Source organism: Cupriavidus sp. a3 (genome assembly GCF_051015765.1).
Lineage (GTDB): Bacteria > Pseudomonadota > Gammaproteobacteria > Burkholderiales > Burkholderiaceae > Cupriavidus > Cupriavidus oxalaticus_A.
The window spans coordinates 2,113,379-2,128,577 of the sequence record NZ_CP170643.1 but is presented as its reverse complement, the minus strand read 5'-3'; the positions used below and the strand labels follow the sequence as shown (position 1 = coordinate 2,128,577).

Sequence of the window (15,199 nt, the reverse complement as noted above, 5' to 3'; positions counted from 1 at the left end):
GTGTTTCCAGCAATGTGAACTTGCTTTCGAGGGCGCAGCCGTCCCCCAACCCTCGCCCCGGCGAGGGGGAAAATGCGACCGCTGCATGGGAGGGACTACGGGACGGCTTTACGGCACCAGTACGGTGGCACCGCTCGTCTGCCTGTTTTCCAGCGCGCGATGGGCCTGCGCGGCCTCTTCCAGCGCAAACTGCTGCTTCGGCTCGCTGGTGATCTTTCCGGCTATCACCATGTCGAACACCTCGCTGGCCATGGCGAGCATGTGCGAGCGCGGGGTGGCATAGTGGACCATGGCCGGACGCGTGACCCAGAGCGAGCCCTTCGCCGCGAGCGTGCGGCTGTCGATCTCGACGGGGCCAGAAGTCGTGCCGTTGCTGACCAGCGTGCCGCGCACCTGCAGGCAGGACAGCGAGGCGTCCAGCGTCGACTTGCCGACCGAATCGAACACCACCGGAACCTTCTTGCCGTCGGTAATTTCCATCACGCGATCGACGATGTTCTCGCGCGAGGTGACGATGACGTGCGAACAGCCGTTGGCCCTGGCAAGCTCCGCCTTCTCGTCGGTGCTGACCGTCCCGATCATGTTCACGCCAAGCGCGCGTGCCCACTGGCAGGCGATCAGGCCCACGCCGCCGGCTGCGGCGTGATAGAGGATGGTTTCGCCGCCCTTGAGCGGGTAGACCTGGCGGAACAGGTATTGCGCCGTCATGCCCTTCATGATGAGCGTCGAGGCGACGCGGTCGGAGACGCCGTCCGGCAGCGGGATCAGCCACTCGGCAGGCATGACCCGCACGTCCGAGTAGGCGCCCTGCGGGCCGAGCAGGTAGCCCACGCGGTCGCCCACGCGGATGTCGGTGACGCCGGGGCCCACTGCCTCGACCACACCCACGGCATCAGAGCCGAGGCCATTGGGCAGGTCCAGCGGGTAGTGGCCGGTGCGGAAATAGATATCGATGAAATTGACGGCGATGTAGCTGTGCCGCACGCGCGCCTGGCCGGGGCCGGGGTTGCCGACTTCCACGGTCTCGAGCTTGAGCACGTCTGCGCTGCCCGTCTCGTAGAACCGGATTGCTTTTGCCATGACTTGTCTCCTGAAATTCTTTGCTTATTGCCTCTGAGCGCGCCGGGGGCAATCCCACTGCCCAGCGCGTCAGCGACTACATCGCTGTCTTGCCGCCATTGACTGCGACAATCTGGCCCGTTATGTACCTGGACCGTGGGGAGGCCAGGAACACGATGGCGTCGGCGACCTCCTCCGGGGTCCCGATGCGACCCGCCGGGATACTCGCGGCAACTGCCGCAACTTTCTCGGCGCCTCCCGCGATGCGATCCAGCATCCCGGTCTCGATCGGTCCAGGGGCAACCGCATTCACTCGTACATTCGATCTGGCCGCATCGAGTGCTGCGGCCTTGGTCAAGCCTTCGATTGCGTGCTTGCTGGCCACATACATCGGATTCTGTGCGTTGCCGCGGCTTCCCATGGTGGAGGAGAGGTTGATCACAACGCCCTCCTTCTGCTCCAGCATGACGCGCAACTCGTACTTCATGCTCAGGAACGTCCCAAGGACATTGGCGTCGAAGGTCGCTGCATAGGATTCCACCGTCTGGTCAACGATCGACCCTGGCGTGCCTTCCGTCCCGGCACTGTTCACTGCGACATCGAGCCGTCCAAAGCGGTTGACGGTGTGCTCGACAAGTTGGCGGACCTGCTCCTCATTAGGTACGTCAGCGGGCACGAACTCGGCTTCGGCACCGAGCTCCCGGAGTTGTGACACAAGTGCGGCGCCTGCGGTGGCATTGCGGCCGGAGCAAACCACTTGTGCCCCATCACGGCCAAATGCAAGCGCGGTTGCGCGGCCGATTCCAGACGTGGCTCCCGTAACGAGAACGACGGTACGAGTCATGACATTCCCTATTTGAATCAAGTCAAAACAGATCGATCCAGTTGCACCAATTCAGGCTGGAGTGCACACATCAACCGGATCGATTCATTGTCTGCGCCGTAGCCGGCGGCTCAGGCTGCGTTGCGCAGCGGCACGTTCTTGACACCAGGCTTGCGGTTCGGGGTCATGCCGTTGGCGGCCAGGGTTTCATCGACATCGTCGTACCAGGTGCCGATGCGGTAGATTTCCCGCGCTTCCTTGCCATCGGCGATCTCGCGGCCCAACTCCTTGGCGATACGCACGGTCTGCTGGATCTGCTGCACCGAGGTGAAGCGATTGCCGTGCTGATCGATGAGGGTGTCCTCGATGCCGCAGCGCACGTGCATACCCATTGCCAGCGCCATCGTGTTCCACGGCAGTACGTTCTTGAACAATGACTCCGAGGTGATGGTGCAGCCGTCCGGCGCCCGCTGGATGAAGTCGAACAGGTTGTACGGATGCGGTCCGTGGTGGCCGCCACCGATGCCGATGCAGGTAAGGTTCAGCGGGCCCTTGTAGAGGCCCCTGCGCACCATGCGGTCCAGCGTTTCGAGCGCATGCATGCCCACCAGCTGAAAGTGCGGCTGGATGCCGGCTTCCTGCAGGCGGCGCAGGTGCTCTTCCGCCCAGGCCGGGCCGGCCGGAACGATCATTTCACGGTAGGCGTCGTAGACGGCCGGGTTGGCCATGTGCGTGTTCTCGTAGAACTCCGGGTAGATCAGCTCCATGATGTTCATCTGGATGGTGTTGAGTGCTACCGTCACCTGGTCCGGCTTGGGGTCGAGATCCGCCAGCGCGTGACGCGTGTCATCATCCAGCCACTTCGCGGCCTGGCCTTCATCTTCCGGTGCGAACGAGATCGAGCCGCCGACCTGGATGATCATGTCCGGCACCGCCTTACGCACGCCGGCGATCAGTTCGTTGAACATGGACAGGCGCTTGGATCCCTTGCCATCCGGCTCACGTACGTGCAGGTGCAGCACGCTGGCGCCGGCCTCATAGCAATCCACCGCTTTCTGGATCTGCTCTTCCATGGTCACGGGGATGTCTTCGGGGAAATCTTCCGGCATCCACTCCGGGCCGTACGGAGCCACGGTGATGACCACCTTGTCCATGTTCTCGGGGTGCAGCGAGTCATCCAGAAATTGCATTTCTATCTCCTTGTTCATCGTCGATTCACGGGATTAGTCTAGTAATCCCGGGTTGGACGTTGTCTCTCATTTCACGACATTCATGTCTCATTTCGTGACAGAATGCCGAGGCATTCGGGTTTCCCCGGAACGAATGGATCCGGGCTACACCGGGTGAAGGAGAGGCAATGAGCACATTGATTCGCACTGGCGTGCTGACCCACTATTTCAAGGTTGCGAAGCAACTGGACCTTGAACCGCGGCCGTTGCTGCGCAAGCTGGGGTTGAGCAGCGAGATGCTTGCAGACCCGGAACACTGGATTTCCGGGAGTGCCGCCGTAACCTTGCTGGAAGAGTCAGCGCGACTCACGCAATGCCCGACGTTCGGGCTGCGTATGGCCGACCTGTGGCAGCTGTCCGACCTCGGCGTCGTCAGCGTATTGCTCACGCATCAAAGAACGCTGCGCGACGCGCTTGGAACCATGGTTCAGTATCGCCACCTGATGAATGAATTCCTGGTCATCCGTATTGAGGAGACCGGCAGGAAGGTCATCGTGCGTGAGGACGTCGTCGCGGATGAGGCCGGGCCGACCATGCAGTCCGTCGAGCTGGCACTGGGCACACTGTCACGCATGTGCAGCACACTGATCGGCACGTCCTGGCATCCCCTCAGCGTCCATTTCACTCATGACGCTCCCGATGATCTGCGGCTGCACCGCCGCATCTTCGGGGGGAAGCTGGAGTTTGCAAGCGCTTTCAATGGCTTGATCTGCCGCGCTGCCGACCTGGACTTGCCCAACCCGATTGCCGACCCGGTCATGGCACGCCATGCGCAACGCCTGCTTGCAGGCCTGCCGGGCGCCAACGAGCCGTCGATTGTGCTCGAGGTGCGCAAGGCCATCTATCTGATGCTTCCGGCAGGACGCGCGACGATCGAGCAGGTTGCTCAGGGCCTGGGGATGAACGTGCGTACACTGCAGCGCCAACTCGAAGGCGCTGGAAAGGTCTTCTCAGACATGGTCAATGGCGTAAGGCGCGATCTCGTTACCCACTATATGGACAACAGAACTTACTCGCTTGGACGCATTGCCGAATCGCTTGGCTACTCTGCTTATGGCTCGTTCGTCCGCTGGTTCACGGCGCAGTTCGGCATGACGCCGACGCAGTGGCGCAGCATGAAGCTGCGAAGCTTGAGATGAGCCGCGTGCCTATGCGGCTTTATTCGCCACTCCGACGCCGGTCTCTCAACTAACGGTGGCGATCATGTTCGCCGGCATCTTCTCGTGTTCCTGCACGCGGCCCGAAAGGCCCCCATTGGGCTTTCCCTAACTGTCCCGAAATGTCAAGTATTTGCCCCCGAATGTTAAGAGGCTTTGCATCGACCGCTCATACTTCTCGCACGACTTCCGTCGTCAATGGCACCCATTTCGAGCCCACACCCATAACGGGGAGACATCTATGCAAATCCGCCCTGCCCTGAACTGCGTGCGCCGCGCCGCCGTTTGCGCTGTCCTGGCCCTGTCCATGCCCGTCGCCATGGCATGGACCAACAAGCCGGTCCGGGTACTGATCCCTGCGCCTGCCGGCGGCACCATGGATGTGCTGGCACGCGTGCTGTCCGAAGCGCTCACGGCGGAACTGGGCCAGCCCGTGGTGGTCGATAACAAGCCGGGCGCCGGCGGCAGCATTGCGATCAACACCATGCTGGCGGCGCCGGCTGACGGGCAGACCATCCTGGTGTCGACCACCAACGTGCTCACGGAAATCCCGCATGTGATGAAGACGTCCTTCGATCCAATAAAGGACGTGAAGCCCGTGGCCGCAGTGGCCAGGTCGACCCTCGTGCTGGTCGGGTCGACGAGCCTGCCGCCCAAGGACCTGCCAGGCCTGGTCAGCTATGCGAAGGCCCATTCGGGCCAGCTCAGTTTTGCTTCCTACAGCGCAGGCACGGTCGCCCACTATGCCGGTCTGATCATGAACCAGAGAGCTGGCATGGATCTGCAGCACGTGCCTTTTGCCGGCTCTCCCCCGGCGCTGACACAGGTCATGGGCGGACAGATCGCCGTGATGTACGACGGGATGGTGACCTCGCTGCCGATGATCAAGGCCGGCAAGCTGCAGGCCTATGCCCTGGCCGCGAAACAGCGTTCGCCGCTGCTGCCACAGGTCCCGACCTTTGCCGAGCTGGGCTATCCGAACATTGACTTCAACAACTGGGCGGGCGTGTTCGTATCGTCCAGGGTGCCGTCAGACGTGGTCCAGAAGATCCAGGCTGCCGTCTACAAGGCAGCCTCGACGTCCAAGGTGCAGGACCGGATTCTCGGGCTCGGCTTCGAGACCGTGCCAGCGCAAACCCTGGCTCAGCTTGGTCAGGCCTTGCGCGCCGAATACGATCGCAATGCCGCCATCGTGAAGGCCAATAACATCCAGCCCTGACTGTCAGCGGCTCCGGCGGCGTTGGCTGTTTCCTTCCTGCCGGAGCTTTAGGCCATCGCGACGATCGGCGCGATTCTTCAACCTTCGCCGATCGCTCCCTCCTCCCCGATCTCCATCGACACCCGCTTGCGCAATGTCCCCGGCGGTCACGGCAAAGACCCCTATCATCAATCGCCAGGCCGACCGTCTGCCTAGAATCGGCACACATACCTCACGGCACAGCGCACCGCGCACCGCCGCCTCTCAGTCCGCCGAACCTTGCAGGAGCTTGCTTTGCCTCTCACCCATGCCCTGGACTATGCCGACACCCCCGAAGAGGTGGGGCTGTCCGCGCGGCGGCTGCAGTCGATCTCGTTGGTGATCAATGCGGATGTCGACCGGCGCAAGATCCCGGGCGCTGTCGTGCTTGTTGCGCGCAAAGGCCGCATCGCCTGGTTCGATGCGTTTGGCTTCGAGCATGCGGATACCCCGTCGCGTCCGATGCAGCGCAATTCGGTCTTCCGCATTGCAGCGATGACGCGGCCCGTCGTCGGCGTGGCGGCGCTGATATTGATGGAAGAGGGCCGGCTGGCCCTGAACGACCCGGTCGAGCGCTACATCCCCGAGTTCGCCCGCCTACAGGTCGGCGTCGAGTCGGCCGATGCGAATACCGGGGAGCGCCGCCTTGCGCTCGAGCCCATGCGCCGCGCCATGAACGTTCACGACCTGTTCCGGCACACCTCCGGTCTGACATACGGGCAATTCGGCGATTCGCTGGTGCAGCGCCAGTATCGCGATAGCGGCCTGATGGATCCCGGACAGACCAATGCCGAGATGGTCGCGAAGCTGGCGGCCATCCCGCTGCAATGCCAGCCGGGCGAGGTGTTCGAATATGGCATGTCCACCGACGTGCTTGGCCGCATTGTCGAGATCGTCTCGGGCATGGACCTCGCTCGCTTCGTCGCGGAGCGCGTGGCGCGGCCACTGCGCATGCATGCAACAGGCTTCCGGTTGATCAGGCAGGACGGCGCGGGCCTGGCGCTGCCCTCCGGCGCATCCGGCAAATCCACCGCCCTGTTCGACTACGACGAGCAGGACCCGCCTCGCTGGCATTCCGGGGGCGCCGGCCTGCTGTCCACGGCCGGCGACTACGCGCGGTTCTGCCAGATGCTGCTCAACGGCGGTGTGCTCGATGGCGTGCGCCTGCTCTCCAGGAAGACCGTCGAATTGATGCTTGGCAACCACCTGCCCTGGTCCACGCGCTTTGGCAATTCGACAACAGGGCTCGGCATCAACGCACCATTGCCCGAACTCGGCCAGGGCCATGGCCTGACAGTGGGTGTGCGCACCGCGCGGGGGTTGAGCCCGGTGCCGGGTTCGGTCGGCGATTTCTACTGGGGCGGCGCGCTCGGGACCTATTTCTGGGCGGATCCGCAAGAGCAGCTGCTCGCCATCCTGATGCTTCAGGAAAACGACCTGGCGACGCGCGTCGGATACCGGTCCCTGTTACGCAACATCGTATACGGCGCGCTGGAAGACTGAGCAGCGAGCGCATTGCGGCGACCGGCAGTGCGGCCCGCGCACACACGGCGCCAGGCACGAATTACGGAGGAGCAAGCATGAAGACAATGAACCGGCGCTGGATCCTCAGGCAGCGCCCCGTCGGCGATATCGGCGACAACGATCTGCAGCTCGTGGAAGCGCCGCTGCCACAACCGCGGGACGGCGAGATCCTGGTGCGCAACATCTATCTCATGGTGGCGCCGACCAACCGTGTCTGGATGAGCGATATCGACCAGTACATGGCCCCGGTGGCGCTTGGCGAGGTGATGCGCGGCGTCACCATGGGCGTGGTCGTGGAGTCCCATCACCCGGACTTCAAGCCTGGCGACATTGTCGAAGGCGGCATGGCGTGGGAAGAGTATTCGGTAACAAGAACTGCCCGGCGCGTCCCGGTGGAGTACGGCCTGCCCCTGCATGCCTATGCGAGCGTGCTGGGCAGCTCCGGCATGACGGCCTATTTCGGCATGCTCGACATTGCCAGGCCCAAGGCTGGCGAAACCATTGTGGTGTCGGCCGCCGCAGGCGGCGTCGGCTCGATCGCCGGCCAGATCGGCAAGATACTCGGCTGCCGGGTGGTGGGCGTTGCGGGCGGCCAGGGCAAATGCCGGTTCGTCATGGATGAGTTTGGCCTGGATGCCTGTATCGACTACAAGGCGGGCAACGTGCTTGCCGACCTTCGCGCCGCCTGCCCGGACGGCATCGACATCGATTTCGAGAACGTGGGCGGGGACACCATGGACGCCGTGCTGGCACTGATCAACCCGGGTGCCCGTATCGCGCTATGCGGAATGATCTCGACTTACAACGCGAGCGGTGACTGGTGGAGCCCGAAGATGTTCCGCAACGTCATCATGAAACGCGCCCGCATCGAAGGGTTCCTCATTTCGGACTACCGGCCGAGGTTCCACGAAGCCGTGGAAGCCATGGCGAAATGGGTCAGGGACGGCCAGCTCAAGTACCGGGTCGACGTCATTGAGGGCATCGAGCAGGCGCCCGCCGCCCTGAACCGCCTGTTTACCGGCAAGAACATCGGCAAGCAGCTTGTCCGCCTTGCCCCCGAATCCGTCATCGGCTGAATGCCGCGGCCCCTCAGTCCTTACTTGCGACATCCATGATTCATCCTGACATCGACAGCTACGAATCCCTGCCGGACGCGCGACCCCGCCTTCAGGACTTTCAGGGCAAGACGGCAATCATCACGGGCGCCGCGTCCGGCATCGGCCTCGCACTGGCCGATACACTGGCGGCGCGCGGTGCCGACCTTGCGCTGGCCGACATCGACGCGCACGGACTTGACGCTGCACGCGAGCGGCTCGCATCGACCGGCAGGCGCATCTGCACGCGCGTACTGGATGTTTCCTCCGACGCGGACGTGCGCGATGCGGCGGCGGAGTTCGCGGCAAAACTGGGGCGCATCCACCTGGTCTTCAACAATGCCGGCATCGATATGAGCGGCGAACTGGCATCGCTGTCCGAGCAGGACTGGACACGCGCGTTCGGCATCAACGTGTTTGGCGTGATTCACGGCATCCGTCACTTCCTGCCGCTGCTGCGGCGGCACGGCGAGCCAGCCCATTTCGTCGCAACGGCGTCAGGCGCTGGCTTCTGGGTGAACGGCAACTTTCCGATGGGAGCGTACGCAGCCACCAAATACAGCGTCGTGGCCCTCTGCGAGGCACTAGAGCAGGAGCTCGACGGCACCGGCATTGGCGTCTCGGTGCTTTGTCCGGGTCCGGTGAAGACCCTCATCGCCGCACGCTCAAGCCATGCCAGCGAATCGTTCAAGGCCAGTATTGCCGCTGGCACGGCGCCGGAACTGGTGGCCAGCCAGGCACTGGAGGCCATTCGCGCGGGCGAGTTCTATATCTTCACGCCGACACGCATGCGGCCGCGGCTGGAAGCGCGATTCGCGCGGATTCTCGGCGCACTGGAGCGCGCACCTGCCATCGCCACCGGAGCGCTCCCGGCATGATCCATCCAGCCGCGCTTCGACGGTGAGGCGCAGGTCTGGTCCGCGGAAGATGCGGCGCTGCAGGCAGCGGCGTGCTCGCCGCTCTTGCGCGAATCAGTCAAGGCACAGGTGGCCTGGGCAATTCGGTTCTAGACGCGCTGCTCCGTGCTTGCCGCCACCAGCACTTGCCGTGCAACAGGCCCGGCCGACTGCGCGCCATCGCTGCGCCATGCACTGGGGCTGCAGCCAAAATGATCGCGGAACCAGCGCGAGAACGCGCTCTGCATCGAAAACCCGAGCAACACGGCCACGTAGCTGACCGGGCGTTCCGCATGCCGGAGATACTGCACCGCCAGCGAGGCCCGGACCTCATCGAGAATGCTGCTGAAGGTCGAGCCTTCCTGCAGCAGCTTGCGGTGGACCGTGCGCCGGTCGACGCCAAGCTGGCTGGCGACGCGCTCCACACTGCAGTTTCCCGAAGGGAGCAAGGACAGCACCATGCGCCGGACTTTTTCGGTCATGGACAGGGCCGCACGCGCAGTCAGCGAGTCCAGATAGGCATGGGCGTACTGCGCCAGCTCCGGGCGCGCGGAGCACGGCACTGCCTCCATGTCCTTCAGATCGCAGACAATGCCGTTAAAGTCGCAACCGAAATCCACCGGCCGGCCGAACACGCGCGCGTGCGATGCCGGATTGCTTGGGGCGCCATGCGAAAGGCAGATACGGCGCGCGCGCCACCGTGGACCGATCAGTTCCTGGAGCATCCGGTAAAGCGAAAGCACTACCATTTCGTCGGCCTGGCGTGTCGGCCCGGAATGCTCGACCATCAGCGACACGCGGATGACAAGAGCGCCCTCCCGTTCCTCCACGCCGAGGAACAGAGCCTCGCTGTGCAGCGTGATGTAGCGCACCATCGCACCAAGCGCATCGCGCAGCGTCCGCGAATCACGCACGGCCATGCCGAGGGGCCCGAGAACCGATAGTTGACGGCCCTCCCCCATGCGCAGGCCGAAGTCTTCGGCATCGGAGGCTGCGGCGGTCATTTCGAGAAGCCGGCAGACTGCGCTGGCGCAGACCAGGTTGTCGCCGGCGTCCAGGCAGCTTGGCGGCAGCCCCACTTTTGCCAGGATTTGCAGTGGATCCACCCCAACCGAGCGGGCCACCTCGGTATAGCGCGTCAGCGTGGCACTGCGGACCAAACGGCTCATGGGCCTCCTTGCACGGGCAGCGGCTGCAAGGCCATTGCAGCCGGCGTTTGTCGCGGGAACTGTGTCTGCGCCGGGTCTGTCGCCCACCTTGGCGTCAGGCGCGGCGCATCAGGCTGTAGCTCTGCGCGCTGGGGCCGAAATCAGGCATGCCGGCCAGGAACAGGGCAAGCGGGACGACGTCCGCGGGATCCTTGAACCATTCGCCGGGCGGCGCGGCAACGTCGCGCGTCATGTCCGTCCTGACCGGCCCCGGTATCAGCTCATTGACGCTGATGTTGTCCTCCTGGAGCTCCAACGCCAGCGACTGGGTAAGCATCCACAGGCCGCTCTTGGAGCACGAGTAGGCCGAAAAGCCCGCGTTGGGCCGCTTGCGCTGGCCGGAACCGATCATGATGATCTTGCCGGTGCCGCGGCGCCGCAGGTGGGGAATGGCGGCATGGGCAGTGTGGTAGGCACCGGTCAGGTTGATATCGATGGTCTTGCGCCAGAGCGCGGGATCGCCGTCAGCGATCCTGCGCTGCTCGAGCGCGACACCGGCATTGGCCACGACGATATCGACACCGCCAAAGGTATCGCTGGCGCGCCGGAACAGGCTCGCGACGGTCTCGTAGTCCGCCACGTCTACGGTCTGGGCAATGGCCCGGCCACCCGCTTCGCGGATCAGCGCGGCTGTCTGCCCGATGTCGGCTTCGCTGCGGGAGCTGCATACCACCGCAGCACCGGCGCTGGCATAGGCCAGTGCAATGGTGCGTCCGATGCCGCGGCCCGCGCCGGTGATCACGGCAACTTTGTCCTTGAGCAGGTTGGGGTCGATCTGGCTCATTGTCAGTCTCTCGGTCTCGCTTTGCGGAAGCAGAAGGGTCGATGCAAGTATTGAAGAACCGGCGCGCGATGCATTGACATTCCGGGGCAGCGACTTTACATTTTGGGGCACCTTGGGGGAACTCCTATGTCGACGCTGCTGCAACACGTGAACCTGACGGAGTTTGTCGACGTGGCCCGCCAACTCGGCCTGGATCCCTACCGCCAACTCCGGCAGGCGGGTATCAGCCCGACGGCCCTGGTGGACCCGGAAATGCGGGTGCCGGCGAAGTCGGTCACGCAGTTGCTGGAAGATTCGGCGCAGCTTGCCGGCCTGGAAGATCTTGGGCTACGCGTGGCGGAAGCCCGTCAACTGACAACACAGGGCCCCCTGTGGACGGTGATGCGCGAGGGCGCCACGCTGCGCAATGCGCTGGATGCGATGGCGCGCTATCTGCATTTGCTCAACGAAGGTATCGATTTGCGCATCGAGACGGTCGGGGACGCCGCGCTTGTCAGGCTTGAACTCCTCGTGTCCGTGGAAGGTTCTATGCAGCAATCGACGGAATTCGTCATTTGCCTCTGGTTCCGGTTGTTCAAGCTGCTTGCCGGATCGGCATGGAAGCCACGCAGCGTCTGCTTCAGCCACGCCGCGCCAGCCAGCCTTGCCACGCATCGGCGCGTGTTCGGTGTACCGGTGCGATTCCGCCAGGATTTCGATGGCATCGTGCTGGCTGCCTCCGATCTCGACGTGGCTGGCGCAGCCTCGGATCCGGCGCTGGGCCGGCATGCGCGCGAATTCCTGGATATCAAGCTGGCGCAATCCGGCTCCACCATGCCCGACAAGGTACGGAAGCTGGTATTCGCGCTGTTGCCAGCCGGCGAGTGCGGGGCCGAACAGGTGGCCCGGCAGCTTGGCATCGACCGCAAGACGATGCATCGCCATCTGGCTGCCTATGGACAGAACTACCTGGCCGTCGTCGATGCAGTCAGGGTCGATCTCGTCACGAGGTACGTGAAAAACAGCGAACGACCGCTGTCGGAGGTTGCGATCCTGATGGGCTTTTCCTCGCTCAGTGCCTTCTCCCGGTGGTTCTCCATGCGCTTCGGCTGCAGCGTGTCGGCGTGGCGCCGTCAACCACCGGCACCGGAAAATACGCGCCAGCGGTGCGCAGTGGCATCAGGTGCGCCGCGGCTAGCATGCGTCCGGGTCGAAACGGAACACGAGGTGTATTCGATGCAAATCACGGACGCGTGAGCGCTGGAGCAAGGGCGTGTGCTGGTCGGGGTGCCGACATGAGCCACCTTTGTCCCGATGCCGACGTCGTCACGTGCCGCCACCTGCTGGTCCCGCTCGACGAAACGGATGGCCGTGTACGCGTTGACGCAAAGCGACCAGGGGGCGACGTGTTCATGGCACGATCGCCCCAAAGCCATTGAAGGAAATCGGAGAGATCATGGACCTGAAGTTAGAAGGCAAGCGTGCAATCGTGACCGGCGGCAGCCGCGGCATTGGCAAGACGATTGCCCTTCAGCTCGCGCAGGAAGGGGTGGACGTCGTGCTCGCCGCTCGCGCGAAAGAAGCGCTGGAAGCGACCGCCGCGGAACTTGCGGCGCTGACCGGCCGCCGCATTGTGCCGCTCACGGTCGACACCGCCGACAAGGCTTCTGTCGACGCCATGGTGGCGCGGGCCATTGAAGCCCTGGGCGGCATCGATATCCTGATCAATGCTGCGGCCATGCCGGGCGGCATTTCACCAGCCACGCAGCTCGACGAGATCGTCGATGCGCAAGCGCTCGAAGACATCGACATCAAGGTCATCGGCTACCTTCGCACCGCGCGGGCGCTGGCCCCGCATCTCGCCGCGAATGGCTGGGGCCGCATCATCAATATCGGTGGCCTGGCGATTTACCACACGGGCCGGCCCGTCGCCACGCTGCGCAACGTCGGCGTGGCGGCCATCACCAAGAACCTTGCTGACGAACTTGGCCCGAAGGGCATCAATGTCACGGCGGTCCATCCCGGGCCAACGCGCACCGAGAAGACCGACGCGGCAACCGAGGCATGGGCGGCGACCAGGAGTTCCCTTGGCCGCATGGTCGATGCCAGCGAGGTCGCTTGCGTGGTGACCTTCCTCGCCTCGCCATTGAGCGTGGCAATCAACGGTGAGGCCATCGCAGTCGGCGGCGGGACGCCGGGCATCATCCACTACTGACTTCGCCGCCATCGGCGGGTTGACCTGCGGGCCCCTGGACGAAGCGGGGCCCGCGGCTTGCTGCCGGCCTCAGTGGCTGTTGCCTTCCTGGAGCCGCTGGCGCAACACCGCACGCAGATCCTCGCCGTAGCCGGTAAGGGTGCCGCCGTCCACCGCCAGCATCTGGCCCGTGATCATGTCCGCGCGCTCGCTGGCGAGAAAGGACACCGCTTCACCGATCTCCGAGGGCTCGCAGAACCGGCCCAGCGGTACCGTGCGCCGGATCAGGGCCTCGCGCTTTTCGGGGCTTGCGTATGCTTCGATCGCAGGCGTCCGGATGCCGCCGGGACATACCGCATTGACGTTGATGCGCTGGTCGGCCAACTCCCATGCAAGATGCTGGGTCAGTCCCGTTACCGCATGCTTGGAGGCGGTGTAATCGACGCTGCTGAAGTACGCCATGCGAATGCCGGCGATCGAATCGATATTGACGATCTTGCCCTTTCCCTGCGCCCTCATTGCCGGGATGACCGCCTGGCAGCAGAACAGGATGCCCTTGGCATTCACCCCCATCACGCGGTCCCAGTTCTCCTCGGTCACGTCGCAGACCAGGGCGGAGGCCCCGCCCACGCCGGCATTGTTGACCAGGATGTCGATGGCACCGAACGCCTCGAGGGTCTGGGTGGCCATGGCTTGCGCTTCGGCCTTCTTGCTGACGTCGGCGCGGATGGCAATGGCACGCTTTCCCTCCGGATCGAGGCTGGAAGCGACACGCCGGGCCGCCTCAAGGTTCAGGTCAACCACGGCGATCCTGGCCCCTTCCCGCGCCAGCACGTGCGCGATGCCTTCGCCGCCACCCTGGCCAGCCCCGGTGATGATGGCTACTTTGTCCTTCAGTTCCAATGTCGTCTCCTTGCGAAGCTGCGCCGGATCCATGCCGTGCGCGTGCCGCGCGTGTTGTGGGTCGGGCCGCCGCTAGTGGCGGCCGGATACAGTGCGTGATGCCGCGGCATCACGTCCCGAAAGCCGCGAGATCCCAGTCCCGCCAGCGCAGCGACACGTTCGAAACTGGCAAGTACGTCGGCTCGCTGCTTGTCTTGCTCATGGGTCTCCTTCCGCGGATTCGGATGGGAAATTCCATGCCGGCCGGAAGATGGCTAGTCAGGCGGAGGGCGCAACGAGACGCGCCATCGCATGCAAGCCCAGCAAGTATCCGGGGATGACGACCACTTGAGTTGACAATCCGGGGCACAGGATTGACAGTTTGGGGCAGGGCAAGTGATGGGATGTGTCCCATGACCAGGACGTCGGCCCCCTGCTCCCCATATGCGGAAAAAGAAGCGCCGGTCGCCGCAACGGCGGACCGGCGATTCCAAGCAGGGTAGTTGTCACGGCGATAGAAGTCCAGACGACAAGACCTGATCCCTATGTGGTCAATAATGGCAAGACGCGCACGGTGTTTTCCGCCCTGGTCAGTGATGCATGCCGCCCCTAAGTGCTCCCTTAGGTAGGCAGATTGTCCTCGCCAAAGCCCGACGGACATCGGGCTGAACGTTGCTCCATTGCCTTGCCCCGCTCAGGTCAGGCACTCGCCGCTGTCGCGCGCCTCGCCGCGCGCGCCGTCGGTGAAGCCGTCGCGCGAGCTGATGCGGGCGCCATCGGTGTAAGGATCAGGCTTGCGCATGCCGTCCCGGTACGGATCAAAGCCACGGACCGCGCACACGAACCTGCCCTGATATGCGACGACGGGCAGCATGGTGGCCTCGCTGGCCAGACCGCGCGCGCCCTCGGTAAAGACGTCCCGCTGGCCGCTGTGTTCCGGCATGGCAACGATCAGTGCATCAGCGTATGAACCGGCGTGGGCGGTCTGGCTGAGCCCGGCGGCAAGTGCGGCAGTGGCAAGCAGGGTCTTGGCGAGTTTCTTATGCATTGCTATCTCCAACAGGGGTGCCGGCGGCGTTGCCGCGACGGCACTCTTCTACAGGCGATCACAGGGAACGTCGCGGGCCGCACGG

Annotated in this window: 14 protein-coding genes; 7 read left to right on the top strand and 7 right to left on the bottom strand. The window is 64.1% G+C overall.

Features of this window, described 5'->3' with window-relative positions; genetic code table 11:
• Positions 1 to 108: 108 nt before the first annotated feature.
• From ACAD63_RS10365 to ACAD63_RS10355, 3 genes are all read right to left on the bottom strand, one after another.
• Complete coding sequence (locus ACAD63_RS10365; protein ID WP_133098084.1) at positions 109 to 1,080, bottom strand: quinone oxidoreductase family protein; 972 nt, start codon at positions 1,078 to 1,080, stop codon at positions 109 to 111.
• A gap of 76 nt (positions 1,081 to 1,156) precedes the next feature.
• The gene (locus ACAD63_RS10360) at positions 1,157 to 1,903 is read right to left on the bottom strand and encodes an SDR family NAD(P)-dependent oxidoreductase (RefSeq protein ID WP_434033893.1); all 747 of its coding nucleotides are present in this window, start codon (positions 1,901 to 1,903) and stop codon (positions 1,157 to 1,159) included.
• 110 nt (positions 1,904 to 2,013) lie between these two features.
• Positions 2,014 to 3,072, bottom strand: a complete 1,059-nt coding sequence (locus tag ACAD63_RS10355) for a 3-keto-5-aminohexanoate cleavage protein (RefSeq protein WP_133098082.1) — start codon at positions 3,070 to 3,072, stop codon at positions 2,014 to 2,016.
• A 167-nt stretch (positions 3,073 to 3,239) separates the two neighbouring features.
• Between ACAD63_RS10355 and ACAD63_RS10350 the strand changes: the two genes are divergently transcribed.
• The 5 genes from ACAD63_RS10350 to ACAD63_RS10330 all read left to right on the top strand — a co-directional run bounded on the left by ACAD63_RS10350 (position 3,240) and on the right by ACAD63_RS10330 (position 9,001).
• The gene (locus tag ACAD63_RS10350; RefSeq protein WP_135706432.1) at positions 3,240 to 4,250 is read left to right on the top strand and encodes an AraC family transcriptional regulator; all 1,011 of its coding nucleotides are present in this window, start codon (positions 3,240 to 3,242) and stop codon (positions 4,248 to 4,250) included.
• 259 nt (positions 4,251 to 4,509) lie between these two features.
• On the top strand, positions 4,510 to 5,487 hold the full coding sequence (locus ACAD63_RS10345; protein WP_434033892.1) for a tripartite tricarboxylate transporter substrate binding protein: 978 nt from the start codon (positions 4,510 to 4,512) through the stop codon (positions 5,485 to 5,487).
• Positions 5,488 to 5,745: 258 nt separating this feature from the next.
• The gene (locus ACAD63_RS10340) at positions 5,746 to 7,008 is read left to right on the top strand and encodes a serine hydrolase domain-containing protein (protein ID WP_434033891.1); all 1,263 of its coding nucleotides are present in this window, start codon (positions 5,746 to 5,748) and stop codon (positions 7,006 to 7,008) included.
• Positions 7,009 to 7,085: 77 nt separating this feature from the next.
• The gene (locus ACAD63_RS10335; RefSeq protein WP_135706429.1) at positions 7,086 to 8,105 is read left to right on the top strand and encodes an NADP-dependent oxidoreductase; all 1,020 of its coding nucleotides are present in this window, start codon (positions 7,086 to 7,088) and stop codon (positions 8,103 to 8,105) included.
• Positions 8,106 to 8,140: 35 nt separating this feature from the next.
• Complete coding sequence (locus ACAD63_RS10330) at positions 8,141 to 9,001, top strand: SDR family NAD(P)-dependent oxidoreductase (protein ID WP_434033890.1); 861 nt, start codon at positions 8,141 to 8,143, stop codon at positions 8,999 to 9,001.
• Between the two features lie 128 nt (positions 9,002 to 9,129).
• Here ACAD63_RS10330 and ACAD63_RS10325 read toward each other — a convergent pair whose 3' ends face one another.
• Together ACAD63_RS10325 and ACAD63_RS10320 are read right to left on the bottom strand one after the other, a co-directional pair.
• Entirely contained in the window at positions 9,130 to 10,188 is a 1,059-nt protein-coding gene (locus ACAD63_RS10325; RefSeq protein ID WP_434033889.1) for an AraC family transcriptional regulator, read from the bottom strand.
• Between the two features lie 94 nt (positions 10,189 to 10,282).
• Positions 10,283 to 11,011 (bottom strand): SDR family NAD(P)-dependent oxidoreductase, encoded by a 729-nt coding sequence (locus tag ACAD63_RS10320; protein ID WP_434033888.1) that lies wholly within the window; start codon positions 11,009 to 11,011, stop codon positions 10,283 to 10,285.
• A gap of 126 nt (positions 11,012 to 11,137) precedes the next feature.
• Here ACAD63_RS10320 and ACAD63_RS10315 point away from each other — a divergent pair, with 126 nt between their 5' ends.
• A complete protein-coding gene (locus tag ACAD63_RS10315; RefSeq protein ID WP_434033887.1) occupies positions 11,138 to 12,247 on the top strand; it encodes an AraC family transcriptional regulator in 1,110 nt (369 codons plus the stop codon).
• A 199-nt stretch (positions 12,248 to 12,446) separates the two neighbouring features.
• Positions 12,447 to 13,205: an SDR family NAD(P)-dependent oxidoreductase gene (locus ACAD63_RS10310; RefSeq protein ID WP_135706426.1), complete on the top strand. Its 759-nt coding sequence runs from the start codon at positions 12,447 to 12,449 to the stop codon at positions 13,203 to 13,205.
• A gap of 69 nt (positions 13,206 to 13,274) precedes the next feature.
• Here ACAD63_RS10310 and ACAD63_RS10305 read toward each other — a convergent pair whose 3' ends face one another.
• Entirely contained in the window at positions 13,275 to 14,120 is an 846-nt protein-coding gene (locus ACAD63_RS10305; protein ID WP_240746064.1) for an SDR family NAD(P)-dependent oxidoreductase, read from the bottom strand.
• Positions 14,121 to 14,760: 640 nt separating this feature from the next.
• A complete protein-coding gene (locus tag ACAD63_RS10300; RefSeq protein WP_135706425.1) occupies positions 14,761 to 15,114 on the bottom strand; it encodes a hypothetical protein in 354 nt (117 codons plus the stop codon).
• Between the last annotated feature and the right edge of the window lie 85 nt (positions 15,115 to 15,199).

Coding starts and splice junctions, on each gene's coding strand:
- ACAD63_RS10365 (WP_133098084.1), bottom strand. CDS start 1,080: ATGGCAAAAGCAATCCGGTTCTACGAGACGGGCAGCGCAGACGTGCTC.
- ACAD63_RS10360 (WP_434033893.1), bottom strand. CDS start 1,903: ATGACTCGTACCGTCGTTCTCGTTACGGGAGCCACGTCTGGAATCGGC.
- ACAD63_RS10355 (WP_133098082.1), bottom strand. CDS start 3,072: ATGCAATTTCTGGATGACTCGCTGCACCCCGAGAACATGGACAAGGTG.
- ACAD63_RS10350 (WP_135706432.1), top strand. CDS start 3,240: ATGAGCACATTGATTCGCACTGGCGTGCTGACCCACTATTTCAAGGTT.
- ACAD63_RS10345 (WP_434033892.1), top strand. CDS start 4,510: ATGCAAATCCGCCCTGCCCTGAACTGCGTGCGCCGCGCCGCCGTTTGC.
- ACAD63_RS10335 (WP_135706429.1), top strand. CDS start 7,086: ATGAAGACAATGAACCGGCGCTGGATCCTCAGGCAGCGCCCCGTCGGC.
- ACAD63_RS10330 (WP_434033890.1), top strand. CDS start 8,141: ATGATTCATCCTGACATCGACAGCTACGAATCCCTGCCGGACGCGCGA.
- ACAD63_RS10325 (WP_434033889.1), bottom strand. CDS start 10,188: ATGAGCCGTTTGGTCCGCAGTGCCACGCTGACGCGCTATACCGAGGTG.
- ACAD63_RS10320 (WP_434033888.1), bottom strand. CDS start 11,011: ATGAGCCAGATCGACCCCAACCTGCTCAAGGACAAAGTTGCCGTGATC.
- ACAD63_RS10315 (WP_434033887.1), top strand. CDS start 11,138: ATGTCGACGCTGCTGCAACACGTGAACCTGACGGAGTTTGTCGACGTG.
- ACAD63_RS10310 (WP_135706426.1), top strand. CDS start 12,447: ATGGACCTGAAGTTAGAAGGCAAGCGTGCAATCGTGACCGGCGGCAGC.
- ACAD63_RS10305 (WP_240746064.1), bottom strand. CDS start 14,120: ATGGATCCGGCGCAGCTTCGCAAGGAGACGACATTGGAACTGAAGGAC.
- ACAD63_RS10300 (WP_135706425.1), bottom strand. CDS start 15,114: ATGCATAAGAAACTCGCCAAGACCCTGCTTGCCACTGCCGCACTTGCC.